Source organism: Porphyromonas crevioricanis (genome assembly GCF_900476255.1).
GTDB lineage: Bacteria > Bacteroidota > Bacteroidia > Bacteroidales > Porphyromonadaceae > Porphyromonas > Porphyromonas crevioricanis.
Genome location: NZ_LS483447.1, coordinates 986,827 through 1,006,607, shown reverse-complemented (window position 1 = coordinate 1,006,607; position 19,781 = coordinate 986,827). Strand labels below are relative to the sequence as shown.

Here is a 19,781-nt window from a genome sequence, read left to right as displayed (position 1 = left end):
TTGTGCTATACAATCAATCTATGGAGATAAAAAGAAAGCTCTATTATCGTCTCTCTCCCAAGCTGAGAAGATATGTCAGGCGACTCTACTACCTACCTTATGATTTACTGCATCCCACCAAGGGAATGACACCTCCCAAAGGAGCCATCTTCGTAGGTCAGGGAGACTATCATAAACAAGGAGACCGGCAGAGAGAGGAATTAAAAGCCCACGCAGGACTTATTACTGAGTCTGATGTATTGGACATTGGCTGTGGCATCGGACGCTTGGCCGTTTCTCTAACATCTTACCTTGAGCCAAGTGGTAGTTATACCGGTTTCGATGTGGTAAAAGAGGGCATTGATTGGTGCCACAAGAATATCTCATCCAAGCACCACAATTTCAAATTCTTCCATGTCGATCTCAACAACGCTCTCTACAACAATACGCATAAGCAGGCTTGTGAGTTTCGTTTCCCTTTTCCCGATAATTCGTTCGATATTATTGCACTATACTCAGTCTTCACCCATATGCTTGAGGAAGATGTAGCACATTATCTCAAAGAAATTGGGAGAGTCTTACGGCCGGAAGGACACTGCTTGTGCAGTATGTTTATAATAGACGATGATTCTCTGGGAAAGATGAACCGGGGGGAAAGCGACATGAAATTCAATCAGCTTGCCGATGGCTTGTTTTACATAGACCAGAGCCTGAGAGAGGGCAATGTAGCTTTCCCAATAGATCGTATTGCACCGTTGATCCAAACAGCAGATCTCAGTATTGCCAAATTCATACCCGGCAAATGGCGTACAGAATCCTCTTTAGCCGACCAAAAAGGAGATGAACTCTTCTCCGCAAGTAAATATCAGGATATAATAGTACTCTCTCGATCAGCAATCTAAAGCTTTTTTGTCACTGCTGTTCTAATGCTTCATAACAAGCCTGATGAATACGCTGACGCACATTCAGCCTCATCAATGCAGTATGTGTCCGTGAGGGATAGCTGCGATTAGAAAGAAAGATAAAGATCAGGTCTTTTTTAGGATCCACCCAAAAACATGTACCGGTAAACCCAGTGTGTCCATAGGTGGACATGGAGGCCGCACCGGCGATATAGTTCAACTCCCGGGATCTCTGCCTATCGAATCCGAGGAAGCGATTGTGTCTGGGATCTTCTTTGGAGGTAAACTGCCGGAGAGTACTCTTGTTTATAATTTGCTTTCCCTGAGCTCTCCCTTCGTTCGCATAGAGCAATAACAGAGGAGCCAAATCCCGGGCACTACCAAACAAGCCGGCATTACCGGACACTCCTCCGAGGCAAGCTGCAGTCTCATCATCTACAACTCCCTTCAATACTTCTTTGCGAATAAAACGATCATCCTGTGCCGGAGCAATACGGCTCGTCGGCACCCCCTTGCGGATCGGATTAAAACACAAATGACTACCAATAGGACGATAGAGATATTTGCCCACAAACTCATCCAGAGATAACTTGCTCCGAGCCTCTATCATTTGCTGTATAAGGACAAAATTGAGATCACTATACCGATACCGTCCTCTGTTTTTGAGTTTGAGAGCCGCAATACGATCGAGCATCACATCCTTAAAGTCCCTGCTAATCCAAAGTCTGGAGGAGAACTGCCGATCAAAATTACCTCCTGGATTTTCGCTTATCCACAGAGGCTGAAAAGAAAAATCCGGATTGGCCCAAGAACGGTGAGCCACTTGTATATATCCGGAAGCATAAGAAGATGTCTTCAACGGTCCCTGATAGGAATTAGGATCTATCAGATCTTCATAGAAATTAAGACCAGAAAGTAAACCACTGGTATGCAGCAAAAGCTCTCGTAGCCTCAAACTGCCAACTGCCGTCTTTCTAAATCGAGGAAGGACATCCTCCACACGGGTAGAGAGAGAAAGTTTACCCTGATCTATCAACAGCATGACAGCCGGTGTAGTCGCAGCAGCTTTGGTTATGGAAGCAAGATCATAGATAATATTATGCCCCACGGGCTGCTCTTTATTGTCATAAGTGAGATGACCAAAATACCCCTCGTACAGAGGTTTCCCTCGATGTATTGCCAAGATCTGACAACCTGGGAATGCTTTTTCTTCAATCGCATGGCTTACGATCTCTTCTATCTTATGACGCAAGAGCTGCAACTTCTCTCGTGGTAATACAGATGGTAATAAATCGGAATTCGTCTCTCCTTCCATTCCTCCCTGTGGGACAATCTGATCCGGCTTCTCTTTTCCTTGTTGTCGCACCAACTCGATCGCGACAAGTATCTGCTGATAGAGGTTTTCATCTTCGGCACTCAACTTCAGAGCATAGGTATAAGCAGGCGACAACAGCTTCTCCGCAGCGGCTTGCATGGCCTCATCACAAGACTCGAAAGCATGCAGCAACACTGTCGGCAAAGCCTTCAGTTTCAGTGCTTCTTCAGCAAAAGGAGTAGTAAGGAAACATAATATCACCCGTTTGGAAGTCACAAGGCGATTCACGATAGAAGAAAAGGCAGACGGCTTGGAAGAACAAATGCTCACTATCACGGTCTGATAGGATTTGAGTTGCTCCAGTATACGATTGGTTTCGGCAGCCGAGGCCGTAGGATAGCAGATTTGTTTCTTTAGACCAGCACGCTGCAACTCAGCACCAAAACGATTGCTCTTAGATGCCCCCAGTTGCAAAAGAGCTACCCGATCATCTATCTCCAATGGTAACTTGTCGGCTCCTCTCTTGATCTCAATACTCTCTCTCCACAACTGTTTACAGAACTGCAACCCATAAGGGGAACGCACAAGGCCAGAGATCTCCTTGGATGAATATATATCGGGAATACCAGGAGTAATTAGCAAAGCGTACTTATAGGAAAGGATTTTGCGACAATGCAGCTCAATTTCCTTCTTGCTTAACACACCAGAGGATACAGCTTGCATGAGTTCTCGTTGCACTTGCTTAGGATTAGTAGGTCCGAGAAGAATATCCGCCCCTGCCTGCACAGCCCGCACACTAATGGGATGCTCCCCAGGAGTCTGCATCCCCTGCATTTCCATAGCATCGGTAAAAATCAATCCACGGAAACCGAGTTGTCTAATCAATAGATCCGAAACGATAGCCATACTCATGGAGGCCGGAGTCTGTGGATCTGTCTCCAACGCAGGTACCCTCAAATGACCGATCATCATTCCACCAAAACCTGCTTGCGTATAGGCTTGAAAAGGTACAATCTCCGTGGAAAATAAATCCTCCTTTGATCCGGAGATAAGAGGCAATGCCTTATGCGAATCGACATCGGTATTGCCATGACCAGGAAAGTGCTTGGCCACAGAAAGAATACCTCCATCTTCCAATCCGGCAGAAAAGATCAATCCATTCTCCAGCACCTTATCTATATCAGTACCGAAGCTGCGAGTCCCGATAACGGGATTTCGAGGATTATTATTGATGTCGAGTACTGGTGCAAAATCTATATGTATCCCCATCAGGCGACACTGCCGAGCCAATTCTCTCCCATACCAATATATGTAGCGTTTGTCTCGGATATGCCCCAAAGCCATAGCCTTGGGATAGCGAGGGGCATCTTTGAGCCTCATCCAAAGCCCATATTCACCATCCAGAGAAATGAGAAGAGGCAGATCGGCAACAGCCTGAAGCGACATATTCATGGCATATTGCTCAGACAATAGGCCCTTCTGGTAGAGTATCCCTCCTACCTCAATCTCCTTGACCAATGTTTGAGCTTGCAAGATAGATTGCTTATCTGTCTTGGGGTATATGATAGGCATGATGAGTTGCCCTATCTGTTGCTCCAGACTCATTTCTTTTATTCGGGCATTTACCCACGAATGCATCTCATGCTCATCCACACGGGAGAGTAACCGAGGCTTATATTCGATCGTGCGCTGACTCTCTCCCGACAAGGGAAAAAGCATAAGCAACAGCAAAGACAGAATGGATAAACAACTCTTTCTCATAGCATAGTTTATTTAAGCAGAGAAACCGCATCAACGCCCAAAACGGCTTTGAATCTCAGCTTCTTCTATAATCGAAACAATGAGTTTTCCCCCGGCTGTATAGGTCGCATCCGGCAAAGCAAATAAGTCCGAAAGGAGCTTCAAGGCCTCTTCTTCACAAAGTTGTCTGCCATAGGGCCAAGCCCTGAGGGAAGCTATCTTATGAGCAATAGCCTTGCAGACCTCCTCTTCTGCCGAACATAACACTCCGTCCAGATAGGCCTGTATGATCTCCGTAACAATGTCTCCGGCATCGGTGGCAATAATCAGGGGAGCTGCTGTAAGGGAATAGTTCTCTCCACAAGGAGACAAATCAAATCCGACTTTCCGCAGCTGCTCCAAAATAGGCGGAAGTTTAGCATGATCTGAAGTGGGGAATGAGAGTGTATCAGGGAAAAGGAGCTGTTGCTGCTCTATCTTTCCTCTCCGACATTGCTCAAGGAAATGATCGTAGAGGACACGCTCGTGCGCTCGATGATAATCCACCAAAGCCAGGCCTTCTGGCCGCGTCGTAATCAAATATCGATCTCCGTACAGATAGAAAGGACGAAGGGAGGGAGAAGAAGAAGTTGGGGGATCGAAAAGCTCCGAAGCAGCATTTGCCTGAGACATGCAAGTAATACTCGTATAGCGTCCTGCCGGGAATGGCATATCATACATCGGGTGAGACTGCTTGGCCGAATCCTTGAGCTGCTCCGGCGAATAGCTTTCGGAAGGATGGTGCTTACCTCTGATCTGCTTAAAAAGATCGGCCCAAGGAATATTACTTTCCTCCGACAAATCGGGGGAATTCTTGGTAGTAGTCCCCCTTGTGGCCGGCACATCAAAAGGATTATAGCTGGGATCAAGGTCTACCGCCGGGAGTGTCAGATCTCCTTTTTCAACCCCTCGATAAGGAGGGATGGAAATCGTATGCTGTGCCTCGAAATCTATTGTCGGAATTGCGTGAGCTGAAGCCAACCCCTCTCTGGTCAGGTTGTGCAAAAAGCGGAAAATACTCTGTTCATCTTCAAATTTAATTTCCGTCTTGGCTGGGTGAATATTGACATCAATAGATGCCGGATCCACTGTCAGGTAAATAAAGTAGTTCGGTTGTTCTCCAGGTCTGACAATTCCTTCGTAGGCACTAAGTACGGCTTTGTGGAAAAAAGCGTGTCTCATGAAGCGATTGTTCACAAAAAAGAATTGCTTGGCTCCTCGCTTACGAGCTCCCTCAGGCCTTCCTACAAAACCTTCTATCTTGAATATCGGTCCATCCAGAACTATCGAGATGAGATCTTTGTCGTATTTCTTGCCGAGTGTATCGATAATACGCAACTTCGTGCTACTCTTCTCTAAATTGTATATCTGCTGTCCATTGTGCTGGACCTCAAATGAGATCTCCGGGTGCACTAATACAATTCGCTCTATCTCCTGCAGGATATTCCGAAGCTCTGTATCGTTGCTTTTGAGGAACTTGCGCCGAGCAGGGATGTTGTAGAAGAGATTTTTGATGGAAAAGATACTCCCTACAGGGGCTGTACAAGGCTCGGAAGCAACCAACTCCGAACCTGATATACACAGCTTGATACCCAACTCCTCATCCTCCGGACGAGTAATCAACTCTACTTGAGATACTGCAGCGATCGAAGCCAGAGCTTCTCCTCTGAAACCTTTTGTATGCAAGGAAAAGAGATCCTCCACCTTGCTAATCTTCGATGTTGCATGGCGTTCAAAGGCCATACGGGCATCAGTAGCAGACATGCCGATCCCATTATCGATAACTCGGATGAGATCTCGCCCAGCCTCTGACAACTCAATCCTAACATGGGTAGCATGGGCATCCAGCGCATTCTCGACAAGCTCCTTGATCACCGAAGCTGGTCTTTGTATAACCTCCCCCGCTGCAATCTGGTTGGCAATACTGTCCGGAAGGAGATGGATAATGTCGCTCATTGTTCAGATGAAAATATTAAACTGGCGCAAGGCCACGACAACAGCAGCTGCAACAATCATGAGCAAGAGTAGCTTGATCACTTTTTGCAGGCGAGTGGAAGCATTCTCTCCTCTCTCTCTTTGGGAGCGCAGGTGACTGGTTCCCTGCACAAAACTGCCTCGGATACGTCTTTCAACATCACTGAGTGTCCTCGGAGTGTCTTGCTCTGCCAGAGGCTTAGCCTGTTCATCTACCCCCTCAGCAGGAAGTTCTCCTCTCTCAATCATTTCGGAGCGAATACGAGCTATTCGCTTTTCCAGTTCTTCCTTTTTGGGATCCCAATAGATGGGTTTATGGTTGAAAGACCTGGGTTTGCGAGGTCTGTAGAAACTTTGAAATAGAGCCATTGTGGATCTTTGTTAGCATTTTGATCTTGCCTTTCCTCCTCTTCCCTATTCATCGATGAGCGAAGAGGATAGAAGACAGTGGGATTATCGGTCTGCCGTTTGGTCTGCGTGGACGAAGAAGAGCCTATTGCAAGGTCTTCCCTCCTCTCGGCTTCTCCCTCTAGAGGGGCAGACGGGGGGATATCTCCCTGCAAGGAAGACAAACTATCCCTCTGCAAAAGTTTTAACTCCAATTGTCGATAAGCCAGCAATGCCGCATCTGCTCCTCTGAAACGACTCAGGTCTCTGAGTGACGGAGGTCGATACCTCTTCCCTTCTTTGGATCGAAAGATATCATCCGGGCCACTCGGCCTATCATCTCCTTTCCATCCAAAGCCGGGCAATCTCCTGAGAGCAGGATCGGTCAGCTTGATTGGATAGACTTTACCCCAAGAAGGTACCCACTTTACTTTCTGCAAAGAATCATTGGCAAAAGAAGCAAACATGCGGTCACTCTTCATCCTGTTCATGGCATAATACTGCTTAGTACCTTCCTTGGCAAAATAGAAAATACTCTCTACACTATCCAAGGCTTCCATAAAACGAGCAGTACTGTCCTGAAAGAATATATTGAGCTTCTGCGAAGAGAGCTGGTTGTACATCATCGTATCGATCTGCTGCATACCTATCACTCCACTTCTGGCCACAGCGGCTTCCAATGTGGAATCGGACAAATACACATGTATCGTGTCTGCAGACAGTTGATTCTCTTCACTCCAAAGAACCGGCCTACCAAACAAGCCGATAAGAGAATCAGCAGAGCTGTATTCCAACGAATCCGCCACAGCCTGAGCATCTCTACGCCAAGCTCGAACATTCCGATAGGCTCGGATAATATATCTATCCACTGTATCTTGCCGGCTAACAGCCTCCGGCGATACCCCGGGCTGTACAGGGAGCTGTGAGTCCGAAGGCTGTGTACTCTTCGTTAGTTCCTCGGAAGCAAACCAAGCATAGTATTCTTCGGACTTTTGTGGTCGTGGGATAGCAGGCCATTGCCTGTCCTTGTAGGATATCATTTCCAAAGTATCCGCTCCTACATGCAGAGTATCTGCACGAGAGTAATCTACGGCTCGAGCTCTCTCAGCAGCAAAAGCATACTCTCGCTTTTCATCGAAATAGCCGTACTGTCCATACAAATCAGCTCGGTGGGTTGTATCTATTAAATGCATACTACCGAAGACTTCTCCCCACTTTTGCTTGCTATCATAGTAGATGGAATCTCCAGTCATGCTCCGCCCACGAGAGTGAACAGTCGATCCATTCAATAATATCCCCACATCTTTCTGAGTATCATACACACCACGAGTAGTGACGATGCGCCCCGAATCGGAAACGATCGTTGTGGGCCCCAGCATAGTGGCAATATGAGATTTTGTACTGTAGTGGAGATTCTCTGTCTCCATCACAAAATTTTCATTCTCAAGCGATACGGCTTCTTGAAATTCGGCCTCCTCGGTACGCACATCATACTGACCATAGCCGGAAGAAAGAGTATTGACCGAATCTACGATTGTCCCTCCATTGAAATAATAAGCCAGTCCGACATTGCGGTCATAGTCCAGGCTGTCCGTATAGAGTGTAGCATGCCCATTGTCAAGGCTCACCTCATGTCTAAGACGAGCCAGACGCAAAAAACCATCATAATCTATATGCTTGGCATATATGTTTACAGTGTCTTCTTGAATATGTATACGACCAAATCCTTCAAATGAATTTGCACGCTCATTGAGATAAGCACTATCGCACTTCATCACGGCAATGCCGTGGCGAAACTTCACATTGCCGACCAAACGCTTGATGTCGGGTGAATAGTTGGCATCGTAGTTCAATAAATCGGCGTGCTCAAGAATGATACGTTTCTTCTCCGGCTCATTAGGTTTGGGCGACCAAGCCAGAAACCCGATGGCACACAGACAAAAAACTATCGCCAGAGGGACGAAGCCAAGAGAACGCTCCCGATGCGACATTCCCGTTTAATCGTTGTGATGAAGCCAACCCGGGTACTGAAACTCACAGTTTCTATACTCGGGATTCATATACACATAGGTCTCTTTTTGCTTTGTGCGTACCCACTCGTCCAGTACAGACTGGCGCTTCTTGCTCAGAGCCATTTCTTTGATGACCTGGAAATCGTTTACCAAATCGGCACGATGCCCCTCTTTCAAGGTCTTGAGCTTGACAATCACCACCTCTTTGTTGCCCTTTTTGGTTGTCACAACAATGGGTTGGGATATCTCACCTGGCTTCATTTTATAAATGTCCTTACCAAGGTCTTGTGGCAAATCCTCATATCTGAAAGAAGGAGAGCCAGAGAGTTCGCTATTCTCACTCGTATTGAGTAGTAAGCCTCCGTTGTTACGCGAGTCCTTATCCTCGGAGTAATCACGGACTGCATCCTCAAAAGAGATCTGCCCCTTATTTACCTCCATACGTAACGAATCCAGCTTGGCAACTGCCGCCTCCAGAGCCTGATCAGAGATTTGAGGACGAAGCAAAATCTGCCTGAAATTGATCAGATCGCCCTTCTTGTCAATAAGCTGCACGATATGATAGCCCTCCTCTGTTTTGATCACTTGAGAAACGTATCGATCCGTACTAGGCATATTGAAAACGACATTGGCAAAATCAGGATCAAGAGAAGCCCGACCTACATAGCCATACTCTCCACCTTGCAGGGCAGTCCGCTTGTCTTCGCTATACAGCCTTGCTAAAGTGGAAAATTCACTATTCCCTTTGCTTACCTCGGATGCAAATCCACGTAGCTTATCCTTGATTGCGTCGATCTCGGCCAAAGCAATCTCCGGCTTAATGCTGATGGCCTGTACCTCCACACTGGTGGGGATATACGGCAAACTGTCAACTGGTGTACTTTGCACAAACGAACGAATTTCCGAAGGAGAGACCTTTACGTTCTGTGCTATCTTGTATTGCATCTGCCGTACAATCTCACTGTTGCGCGCTATGCGCCTTTGGTCTTCCCTTATTTGCGAATACTTCTTGTTGAAGTACTCCTCCATCTTCTCCCGTGTACCATAATAGTTAGACACGGCATTGTTAAGCCAAGTCTCCACATAGCGGTTCACCTGAGCGTCATCGACCTGTATACTGTCTATCTTGGCCTGATTCAGGAAGAGCTTCTGCACAGCTATCTGCTCGGGGATATAACAATCGTAATTCCCGGCCAGCTTATGCCCCTCACTCATCAGATAGAGCTTTTGGTTTTCCACATCCGATTTGAGGATAGGTTCGTCCCCTACCATCCATATAACTTCATCAATCACATTCTTTTGGCCGAACAGACCAGATACAGGCGACAGGGCTAAGGCCACGGCCAACAGTGTACGAGAAAATTTCTTTTGCATGGTATGGGATGTTTGCTCTGTATTACTTGGTATAAATCAATTGGCCAAATCGGAGAGGAACTTTACCCTCAGTAGTCGTATTTCGTCCTCGCTATATTCATCACCCAACTCTTCCTGAGCGGCTTCGAGAGAATCCGAAGTCGATTCTTTGAAGTAGTCATAAATGTCACTGACATGGTCGGGGTCCATAGCCTCTTCGATAAAGTAGTCGATGTTGAGGTGCGTACCAGAGTAGACAATCGCCTCTATCTCGGAGAGCAATTCATCGAACTCCAATCCGTGGCTCATGGCTATATCGTCCAAAGCCACCTTACGGTCTATCTGCTGCACAATAGCAACTTTCATCTTCGACTTATTGGCCAGCGTTTTCACTCGAAGGTCTTCAGGACGTTCTATGTCATTATCTTCAACGTGCCGCTTAATCAAATCCAAAAATTCCTGCCCGTATCTCTTGGCTTTGCCGGCTCCCACTCCCGGGATCTTCTGCAGCTCCTCCATGGTCACAGGATAGAATGTAGCCATAGCCTCCATACTGACATCCTGAAAGACAACATAGGGGGGCACTTTGTGGCGAGATCCGATCTTCTTGCGCAGATCTTTCATCATGGAGAATAGCACCGGGTCTACCGCACCACCCGATCCGCCACCCGAAGTACGTGGCACAGCACTCTCGCTGTCTTCCTCTTCATCCTCACTGGGGATCTGGAAGCTAACCGGTTTCTTGAGATATTTCTTACCCTTCGGAGTCTCTTTGAGCAGGCCATAATTCTCTATATCCTTACTTAAATATCCTTCGATCAGGGCTTGTCTGATCACACTATTGAGAGTCTCTTCGGATTCTTTCTCACACACACCGAAGCTTTCCAGCTGATCATGCTTAAACGATTCCACCTCGGCAGAGTTTTCTCCGCGAAGTATCTTGATTACGTAATCCGTTTTGAACTTGCTTTTGAGTTCCTGGACGGCCTCCAACACGCTCACTAATAACTCCTTTGCTTCCACCTGTTTTACCGGCATCAAACAATTATCACAACTGCCGCAGTTATCTTTCTCGTACTCCTCTCCGAAGTAGTGCAAGAGCAACTTGCGACGACAAACTCTCGATTCGGCATAAGCTGCCGTCTCAATCAATAATTGCCTGCCAATCTCCTGCTCGCTGATGGGTTTACCTTTCATGAATTTCTCCAGCTTGGCAAGATCTTTCTTACTATAGAAAGCCAGACAAATACCCTCACCCCCATCTCGCCCGGCTCTGCCGGTTTCCTGATAGTATCCCTCCAGACTCTTAGGCATATCGTAGTGAATCACGTAGCGCACGTCCGGCTTATCGATACCCATACCGAAAGCAATTGTCGCTACAATCACATCGGCACGCTCTTCCAGAAAAGCATCCTGGTTTTCCGCCCTCTCTTTGGGATCCATACCCGCATGGTAAGGGAGAGCGCTAATCCCATTGGCCTGCAAAATTTGGGCAAAGGTAGTAACCTTATTCCTACTCATGCAATACACAATTCCACTTTTCCCGGGCATGGAGAGGATAAATTTGACCACTTCCCGATCTACATTTTCATTCTTGGGTTTTACCTGATAAAATAAGTTCGGGCGGTTGAATGAACTCTTGAATATCGTCGGAGAATTAAGGCCCAAATTCTTCTGTATATCGTGCTGCACCTTGGGGGTGGCCGTAGCCGTGAGAGCAATCACAGGGCGAGGAGATATTTCGTTGATAATAGGCCGAATACGCCTGTACTCTGGTCTAAAGTCATGCCCCCATTCCGAAATACAGTGAGCCTCATCGACTGCATAAAAAGAGACATGCACAGTCCGCAGAAAGGCTATATTCTCTTCCTTATTGAGCGATTCGGGGGCTACATACAACAGCTTGGTAATGCCGGCTCGGATGTCTTGCCGCACCCGCTCTATCTGTACCTTGGTAAGAGAAGAGTTTAGAAAATGTGCTATACCGTCATCACTACTCACATAACGTATAGCATCGACTTGATTCTTCATCAAGGCAATTAGGGGAGATACTACGATGGCCGTACCCGGCAAGATAAGAGCCGGCAGTTGGTAGCAAAGGCTCTTGCCTCCTCCCGTAGGCATCCGAACAAAGGTATCCTTCCCCTCCAATACGTTTCGTATGATAGCTTCTTGGTTACCCTTGAATGTATCGAAGCCGAAATACTCTTTCAGTTTAAGAGTTAAGTCGTCCACCATAGATAGATCATAATGTTGATTACAGGTATAGTCGCTGTTGTTTGTTGGCAAGGGCCAAACTCCTACTTCTTGTTTCGCAAATATTCTTTTTCGGCAAAAGCACGTGTTACGGTCAGTTGCTTCTGGTCTTCACCGGGCAGGTTAAACATCGCGTCAAGCATGATTGTCTCCACAATAGCTCGGAGTCCTCTGGCACCCAACTTCTCTTCTATGGCCTTATCTACAATAAAATCCAAGGCTTCGTCTTTGAATTTGAGTGTGATCCCGTCCATCTCGAACAACTTGGTGTACTGTCTGGTGATAGCATTCTTCGGTTCGGTGAGAATCCGTTTGAGAGTATCTCTATCCAGTGGATCGAGGTAAGACAAAATGGGAAGACGCCCGATAATCTCAGGGATCAATCCATAGCTCTTCAGGTCTTGATGGGTGACATACTGCAGCATATCCTCCGGCTTAATCTGCTTGACATTCTGACTGGAAGTATAGCCTACGACCCTTGTATTGAGGCGTCTGGCAATACGCTTCTCTATCCCATCGAAAGCTCCGGCACAGACAAAGAGTATCTGCTTGGTGTTTACGGCTATGAGCTTCTGTTCAGGGTGCTTACGTCCTCCTTCGGGTGGCACATTTACCACAGAGCCTTCAAGCAATTTCAACAAACCTTGCTGCACACCCTCTCCGCTGACATCTCGGGTAATAGAGGGGTTATCGCTTTTGCGAGCGATCTTGTCTATCTCATCAATAAACACAATCCCTCGCTCGGCCTTGGAGACATTATAGTCCGAAGCCTGCAACAGCCGTGTGATGATGCTTTCTATATCTTCTCCTACATAACCGGCTTCGGTGAGCACTGTGGCATCCACGATAGTAAAAGGCACCTTGAGCATCCGGGCAATAGTGCGAGCCAGCAAGGTCTTACCCGTACCAGTAGGGCCGAGCAGTATCACATTGCTCTTCTCTATCTCCGTCTCATTCTCATCTCCCTGCTGCAAAAGCCGCTTATAATGGTTATATACGGCAACGGACAAGTATCGCTTGGCTGCATCCTGCCCCACGACATAGAGATCCAAAAAGGCCTTGATCTCTTTCGGCTTGGGTAATGGGGTTTCGTTGAGGGTCTCGAGTGTCTTATCCGATTGGCGGATCATGTCTCGGCTCACCTCGACAGCCCTCATGGCACAATCTGAACAAATAGACCCACTCAGGCCTCTCAACAAGAGAGAGGTCTGACTTTCGGGTGCTCCACAAAAGTCGCAATGCCCCTCCTGGGGCTTATTATTTTTGCTCATACACCGAAGCCTATTTCCGCTGCTTGGTCAAAATCTTGTCTATCATGCCATAGCTGAGAGCTTCTTCGGCTGTCATCCAATAGTCACGGTCGCTGTCTCGCTCCACATCCTCTATCTTCTTGCCGGAGTGAGTGGAGATAATTGTGTACAACTCTTTCTTCACTCGCAATATCTCACGGGCTGCAATCTCCAGATCGCTGGCCTGACCGCTCATACCCCCCAATGGCTGATGAATCATTACCCGAGAGTGCGGCAAAGCAAACCGCTTGCCTTTCTCTCCTGCCACCAGCAATACGGAGGCCATGGAGGCTGCCATACCGGTACATATGGTAGAGATTTCACTACCTATGTATTGCATGGTGTCGTAGATGCCATAGCCGGCATAGACCGATCCTCCCGGAGAATTGATATATATGGAAATATCTTTCCCAGGATCACTGCTATCCAAATAGAGCAACTGTGCCTGAATTACGTTGGCGGCATAGTCATCTATCTGCGTCCCAAGAAAGATAATACGGTCCATCATCAAACGAGAGAAGACATCCATCTGAGCAACGTTGAGTTGTCGTTCCTCCATAATCGTAGGAGAGATATAGCTGCTCTGTACCTTGAGATAGTCGTCCAAGCCGGTACTGCTCATGCGCAGATGACCGGTGGCATATTTTCTGAAATCGTCTTTTGTATTCATTATTATTTTTCTGCGTTGTGCTGCTGTAGTAAGTAGTATATATAGGATAAGAAGGAGGATAGCTGCAAAGACCGCCCTGCCTCAAAACCAGCAGAACTCGGATCAGGCCAATCGCCCTACCCAAACAAAGGTAGAAAATTTATGCACCCCTGCCTATACTTTTTATCCGGCCATTGTTCCTAGCATTTGGAGAGTGAGCAAGAAACACATACGACTTCCGCAATGCCTCGACGATAAGAGATCATCACAGGGGCTACTCCAAAATATAGATTTCGTCTATTCTACCATAGGATAAAACAGTTCCTCATCATAGTTTTTCACCATACATTTGCCCACAGATAACCAAACAAAAAAAAGAATGATTATGAATAAGAACATCCTTTCCATCACAGGATTGAACCCCAACGGTTTGAAAGAAACAGTCGTAGGCTTGGAAACCTTGCTGGCTTCCTACCAAGTTTATTACAATAATCTCCGTGGCTATCATTGGCACGTACGTGGGCCTCTCTTTTATGAATTGCACGCCCAGTTCGAGAAATGGTACGATGCCACGGCCGAGAAAATCGATGAGATAGCAGAGCGGCTCCTGCAATTGGAAGTCACTCCGGAGAACAGAATGAGCATCCTCATTGGTCAAAGCAAAATCAAAGAGACAAGCAAAATGACCGACCCTGCACAGATTTTGCCCGAAATACTCGACAACTACAAGCTATTGATGGCTCTCGAAAGGGAAACATTACGGGCTGCAGCCGAGGCCGGCGATGAAGTTACCGTTGCTCTGATGGGTGATTTTCTGGCTGAGCAGGAAAAGGAAATTTGGATGCTCACGGCCTATCTGAACTAAGCTACTGAAACAATCTTGAGGAGTTCATGCGATGGCCTCACAAATAGAGGCGTGTGTATCTGCAAATAACCCTGTGTGCCATTAACCTTGCATTAGATCTCCTCCCTCTCTGCCTTTCCTCGTAAAGGCGCAAAAATCCCCTCGAAGACGTCTTGCTGGCATCTTTGAGGGGATTTTATCTTTCTCGCTCAATCACCTTTGCCGGCCAAGAGATCTACTTACACTTGAAATCTAAGGATTTTGCTTGACCTCAAATATCAACAAATACGAATGTGAGCTGGGGATTTTTCTCGGGTAAGGCGACGAAGATTCTCGGGCAAGGCGATGAGGCTTCTTAGGAAAGCTGAGAGAGCTTATCGAGCAAGGCGATGAGGCTTCTCGGGCAAAGCGATGAATATTCTCGGGCAAGGTGATGAGGCTTCTTAGGAAAGCCGATAGAGCTTATCGAGCAAGGCGACGAGGCTTCTCGGGCAAAGCGATAAATATTCTCGGGCAAGGAGAAAAATTTTCTTGGGCAAGAAAATTTATTTCCGTGCGCAAGAAAAAATATTTCTCTGCGCACGAAAATTCAGCTAACTTAGCAGAGATTTATAACACTTTGTTTAACAGTAAATTATATCATCATGATTAAAATCAAAGCAGTTGAGCGTAAAGTCGGTTTTGGCAAGACCAACAAGACGCTTTGGTACCCCGCAATCCATTTGCATTCGGATGTGACGTTCGAGGAGTTTATCGAACTCGTGGCGGACGAGACAACAGTCTCTTCGGCTGATGTTAAGGCGGTGTTTGACCGTGCCGCGAAGGTGCTTATCCGTCTGCTTCAGGACGGCAAAAGCGTCGATTGCGGCGACATGGGCACTTATCGCCCCAGCATCACGGCGAAGACCGGTTCGGGCGTCGATAATGCCGAGAAGGTCGGCGTCGAGCTCGTGGACAAGGCCAAGGTCATCTATACGCCTCGCGTGAAGGTTAAGACGGCTCTCAAGGGCGTTCGCCTGGAGCGTGCCGAGCGTGTACTGGATGTCGCCTACAATTCCTTGGGCAAGAAAAAAGAAAACAATGGCGGTGGCTCTTCGCCCTCCGACGACAATGGACAAATTGGGGCGTAAAACGCTTATTTCGTTACATTAAAAAAGAAGAAAATCGCCAATTACTCCCCGTATAATCATTTTATGCGGGGAGTTGTCTTATTTGCCGATGCAGCATCATTACCTCTCTATCACTTAGGCGATTAGCCATTTAATCGGTACAAATACCCCTCAAACAAATGGGAAAACAGTTTTATCTAACTGTTTTATAGGTGGTTACGTACTTGTATCGCATAGCTTTGTTCTCAATCTCTTAATCTTCTTTTTGTCAGTATTGTCTATTAATCAGCTAATTACAATACCTCCCATTTGTTTTTAGCACACTTGCTCACTACAAAAGTACCCATTTCGGAGCATATCAAAGCAAAATGACGCAGGGAAAATATCATAGCACTCCCTATTGGGTATAATTTCTTCTTTTACTGAAAATAATATCCCCGAAAAGGGGTATAATCGATTTATATTTCTTATATTTGCCACTGATAAGGTATATAATGGCTTGAGCAGAGTGTGCAGTGCACAATGATATGCCTTGAGTGTGAAACTTCAAGCAATTGATGTAAGATGGTAGCGAGGACAATCATAGCGCAGTATGTGAAGGAGATGCGCAAGAAATATAAACTGACACAAGTAGACCTCTCTGAGAAAGCAGGAGTGGGGCTACGCTTTGTGCGTGAACTAGAGCAAGGCAAGACCACGCTCCGCCTCGATAAGGTCAATAAAGTTTTTGAACTCTTCGGTTCGGAGTGCGGTCCTGTGCCAATGAAACGAGAAGGAGATGAAGTATGAAGCAGGCAATTGTTTATTGGAAGAGGCTCAAGGCAGGTATTCTCACAGAAAGTGATGAGGGCTATTCCTTTGCTTACGACAAGGACTATCTGACTATGCCCGAAGCTCAAGGAATAAGCCTAACGATGCCTTTGCGAGAAGAACCTTTCCAAAGTAATACGCTTCATCCATTCTTTGACGGACTTATTCCTGAGGGATGGCTGTTAGATATTGCTCAGAAGAATTGGAAGATAGACACAAGAGATCGAATGGCTTTGCTGTTGGCTTGTTGCCGAGACTGCATTGGAGCGGTAAGTATCGAACCTCTAAAAACGATTGAAGATGAAGAATAGATGCCTATACTGCTACGATCCTTTGGTTGATGGAGAGGTGGATTACCATGCCAAGTGTTGTCGCAAATTGTTTGGGATGTCCCAAGCTCCGATATTGCCATATACAAGTAGCGAAGTACGAGCGTTGGCTGACGAGGTCGTTCGTTCGCAGACCACAGTGACAGGAGTACAACCCAAGCTATCTCTCGACTTTGATCAGATGAGCAATTCGCCCAAGCGATTTACCATTGTGGGCTTGTGGGGACGGTTTATTCTTAAACCTCAAACAGAGCGTTATCCGTACCTCCCCGAATTGGAGGATGTGTCGATGCGCCTTGCAGAGATTGCCAAGATTGAAACAGTTCCTCATGGACTGATGCGATTCAGCGATGGCGAACTATGCTATATCACTCGTCGCATAGACCGAACAGAGCAGGGCGAAAAACTCCCAATGGAAGATATGTGTCAGCTCTCAGAGCGTTTGACAGAGTATAAATACAAAGGTTCACACGAGCAGATAGCCAAACTCATCTCCAAGTATAGCTCTGTGCCTAAACTTGACCTTGTCAAGTATTGGGAGCAGGTACTTTTTTCGTGGCTGATAGGTAATGCGGATATGCACCTCAAGAATTACTCGCTCTATGCGCCAATGGGCAACGAATATCAACTCACTCCAGCCTATGATCTGTTGTCTACGGCTCTCGTTATTCCCGAGGATACAGAAGAACTTGCACTGACCCTCTGTGGCAAAAAGCGCAAACTCACCCGCCAGCACTTCGTCGAAGCAATGATAGCCTCAGGTCTGGATGAAAAAGTGTGCGACAACATCTTTGCTCGCTTTGGGCGCATCCTCCCCGAATGGGAAGCCTGCATCCGCCAGAGCTTCCTCCCTCTCGATATGCAGGAGCGATACATAAGACTAATAGAAGATAAACACATCATTGTTCTGTATTATGCCAAATAGCTCTGAACGTAAATTAATTAATTCTGCTATCGGCTCATGGTCTGGATACATCTATCAAGGGATGTGTGCAGTTTATGTCGCTCTCGATCATATCAGAAAGGCATATAATTCGGGTGGATCTACAAATCAACTTGAAGGATATAAATTGTATCTCGATGCCTATGATGATTTTTCGGTACATAATGAAAATGGCCAAGCAATAAGTCTTCATCAGTGTAAGTTGTACAAGCAGTCAAAGAGCTTTGACGAAGCTCAAAAGCTACTTGTGGCAACTAAGGCAGATTTAGTTCAGAAAAGCATTTGCACTGAAGATACAACCACATACTTTCACTCTAATCAACAACCTAGACTTATAGAGGGAGTGTCGTTCTTTGAAGATTTTGAAGGCGATAAATCATTCAATGCTGATATACTAAGTCTAAAGATTTCAAGAATAATCGCTAGGATTTTTGAGGATCAAGGAATAGAGCGACATAGGATGCGAGTATATAACGCTCTCATTTCATGGGTCGACATGAAGGTTATAGCTATTCATGGACTATACCTTAAAGAGAAGCGGTATTTGTATGAAATCGCAACTCATCCTAACAGTGGCATCCCGTTTAGTGAAATCATTAGCATCCTCTTTCTTGATGACTTCGCAGCATATCCAAGGGAGGATTTCTATAGACTACTAAAATATGATTTTTTGCATTCGATAAAGGATGAGATTGAAAGTAGCTACGAATCTGAGGACGATTGGGAAGGAGGGGATCCCAAGCATATCCAATTTCTAGTAGACTCTATCGGGAATATGCCGATAGTTGATTTTGAGCATATTGTTCAACGACTCCTACCCGTTGAACATATTCGTCCCTGTGAGAGATCGAAAGAGAACGTATGTAACAGCTCTATCGCTCAAGAGCTCATACAACTTGTAGCGAGCTGTACCTTCAAGCTAAGACCTGAAGTGGATTGGTGCGAACGGAGTAAGCGACAAGCTCCAATAGCAGTCAAGCACCTTCCTTTATCTAAGGTATGCAGACAGTTGTATCAGAACCGAGCAAATCTTGACTGCCTTAGGGAATACAATACACTTGTAACAAAGGATGGTAACGAGTTTATTACTGACATAAGGGATAAGGTCTCCACAATTAATCAGATAGACAAGTCTGATAGTGACGAAAATATCTTTAAAACGAAGAAAGTTGGACTGCTCAGTGTGAGCAAATTTAATACAGGAGATTATGAATGAGTTTATCATTGAGCTATTTGAGCAGTTCAAGTATCAACCATTGAATGAATCTGATGGTGTAGGCTTCATTAAACATGCTGAGCACAAAGACTTTTGGGCCATTGTGAATGCAGTGGAAATATTCAACCTTGAAAGTCAAGAGGGTATTGCAGAAATAGCTAGGACTATTTTTGCTCAAGATAAAGAGGCGGAGAAGAATACCTCTCTCCTAATCTTGCTTCAAGTGGAAAAAATCAGCGAAGAAGTATTGGATGCTATTGTTGAGATCGAGAACGATCCTTTTTACTTCAAGAAGTATGTACTTGCCTATACTGATCGCAGTGCAAGGGCTATTGTAGAGTATAGTGTCGAGGACTTCTCCTCAATACTAATGAAGGCAGGGAACTTTGACGCTTTGAAGAACGAGATAGATATATCAGGTCCCTATCATTTACTCTATTCTACTGCGCATAAACTCCCGTTCATTATGGCAAGTGTACAAGCGCAGAATTCAGCCACTTTGTATTCTAATCAATATACTCCATCAAAGGAATTAGAGGAAGCTTTTAACTGGTTGCAGTCAATAGACCTTCAGGCTGAAGATTTAGCAAAAGAGGTTGCTTGCAAACTTGATGATTTAATTACCAAACCATAAG

At 46.0% G+C, this 19,781-nt stretch carries 16 protein-coding genes; 8 read left to right on the top strand and 8 right to left on the bottom strand.

Going from position 1 to position 19,781, the window contains the following annotated elements; translation table 11 throughout:
• Positions 1-20 precede the first annotated feature (20 nt).
• On the top strand, positions 21-881 hold the full coding sequence (locus tag DQN70_RS04520) for a class I SAM-dependent methyltransferase (RefSeq protein ID WP_023939585.1): 861 nt from the start codon (positions 21-23) through the stop codon (positions 879-881).
• A gap of 10 nt (positions 882-891) precedes the next feature.
• Here DQN70_RS04520 and DQN70_RS04515 read toward each other — a convergent pair whose 3' ends face one another.
• The 8 genes from DQN70_RS04515 to clpP all read right to left on the bottom strand — a co-directional run bounded on the left by DQN70_RS04515 (position 892) and on the right by clpP (position 13,916).
• The gene (locus tag DQN70_RS04515) at positions 892-3,957 is read right to left on the bottom strand and encodes a glycoside hydrolase family 3 N-terminal domain-containing protein (RefSeq protein WP_023939586.1); all 3,066 of its coding nucleotides are present in this window, start codon (positions 3,955-3,957) and stop codon (positions 892-894) included.
• 30 nt (positions 3,958-3,987) lie between these two features.
• Entirely contained in the window at positions 3,988-5,931 is a 1,944-nt protein-coding gene (gene mutL / locus DQN70_RS04510) for a DNA mismatch repair endonuclease MutL (protein WP_023939587.1), read from the bottom strand.
• 3 nt (positions 5,932-5,934) lie between these two features.
• A complete protein-coding gene (locus tag DQN70_RS04505) occupies positions 5,935-6,198 on the bottom strand; it encodes a hypothetical protein (protein WP_023937153.1) in 264 nt (87 codons plus the stop codon).
• Between the two features lie 17 nt (positions 6,199-6,215).
• Entirely contained in the window at positions 6,216-8,327 is a 2,112-nt protein-coding gene (locus DQN70_RS04500; protein ID WP_023937155.1) for an OstA-like protein, read from the bottom strand.
• 6 nt (positions 8,328-8,333) lie between these two features.
• Positions 8,334-9,722, bottom strand: coding sequence for a peptidylprolyl isomerase (locus DQN70_RS04495; protein ID WP_023937157.1), 1,389 nt, complete (start codon positions 9,720-9,722; stop codon positions 8,334-8,336).
• A 36-nt stretch (positions 9,723-9,758) separates the two neighbouring features.
• Complete coding sequence (gene recQ / locus DQN70_RS04490) at positions 9,759-11,939, bottom strand: DNA helicase RecQ (protein WP_036887178.1); 2,181 nt, start codon at positions 11,937-11,939, stop codon at positions 9,759-9,761.
• A 62-nt stretch (positions 11,940-12,001) separates the two neighbouring features.
• Positions 12,002-13,228 (bottom strand): ATP-dependent Clp protease ATP-binding subunit ClpX, encoded by a 1,227-nt coding sequence (gene clpX, locus DQN70_RS04485; RefSeq protein WP_023937160.1) that lies wholly within the window; start codon positions 13,226-13,228, stop codon positions 12,002-12,004.
• 10 nt (positions 13,229-13,238) lie between these two features.
• The gene (clpP, locus tag DQN70_RS04480) at positions 13,239-13,916 is read right to left on the bottom strand and encodes an ATP-dependent Clp endopeptidase proteolytic subunit ClpP (RefSeq protein WP_023937162.1); all 678 of its coding nucleotides are present in this window, start codon (positions 13,914-13,916) and stop codon (positions 13,239-13,241) included.
• 364 nt (positions 13,917-14,280) lie between these two features.
• Here clpP and DQN70_RS04475 point away from each other — a divergent pair, with 364 nt between their 5' ends.
• The 7 genes from DQN70_RS04475 (at position 14,281) to DQN70_RS04440 (ending at position 19,780) form a co-directional block, all read left to right on the top strand.
• The gene (locus DQN70_RS04475; protein WP_036890387.1) at positions 14,281-14,760 is read left to right on the top strand and encodes a Dps family protein; all 480 of its coding nucleotides are present in this window, start codon (positions 14,281-14,283) and stop codon (positions 14,758-14,760) included.
• A gap of 623 nt (positions 14,761-15,383) precedes the next feature.
• Positions 15,384-15,869: an HU family DNA-binding protein gene (locus tag DQN70_RS04465; protein WP_042225695.1), complete on the top strand. Its 486-nt coding sequence runs from the start codon at positions 15,384-15,386 to the stop codon at positions 15,867-15,869.
• Positions 15,870-16,412: 543 nt separating this feature from the next.
• Complete coding sequence (locus DQN70_RS04460; RefSeq protein WP_023939592.1) at positions 16,413-16,637, top strand: helix-turn-helix transcriptional regulator; 225 nt, start codon at positions 16,413-16,415, stop codon at positions 16,635-16,637.
• Positions 16,634-16,969, top strand: a complete 336-nt coding sequence (locus tag DQN70_RS04455) for a HipA N-terminal domain-containing protein (RefSeq protein ID WP_023939593.1) — start codon at positions 16,634-16,636, stop codon at positions 16,967-16,969. Before DQN70_RS04460 ends, DQN70_RS04455 begins: the two co-directional genes overlap by 4 nt.
• Positions 16,959-17,912 (top strand): HipA domain-containing protein, encoded by a 954-nt coding sequence (locus DQN70_RS04450; RefSeq protein ID WP_023939594.1) that lies wholly within the window; start codon positions 16,959-16,961, stop codon positions 17,910-17,912. The genes DQN70_RS04455 and DQN70_RS04450 overlap by 11 nt, the downstream gene beginning before the upstream one ends.
• Positions 17,902-19,146, top strand: coding sequence for an ABC-three component system protein (locus tag DQN70_RS04445; RefSeq protein ID WP_042225697.1), 1,245 nt, complete (start codon positions 17,902-17,904; stop codon positions 19,144-19,146). Before DQN70_RS04450 ends, DQN70_RS04445 begins: the two co-directional genes overlap by 11 nt.
• On the top strand, positions 19,139-19,780 hold the full coding sequence (locus DQN70_RS04440) for an ABC-three component system middle component 1 (protein ID WP_023939596.1): 642 nt from the start codon (positions 19,139-19,141) through the stop codon (positions 19,778-19,780). Before DQN70_RS04445 ends, DQN70_RS04440 begins: the two co-directional genes overlap by 8 nt.
• Position 19,781: the final 1 nt, after the last annotated feature.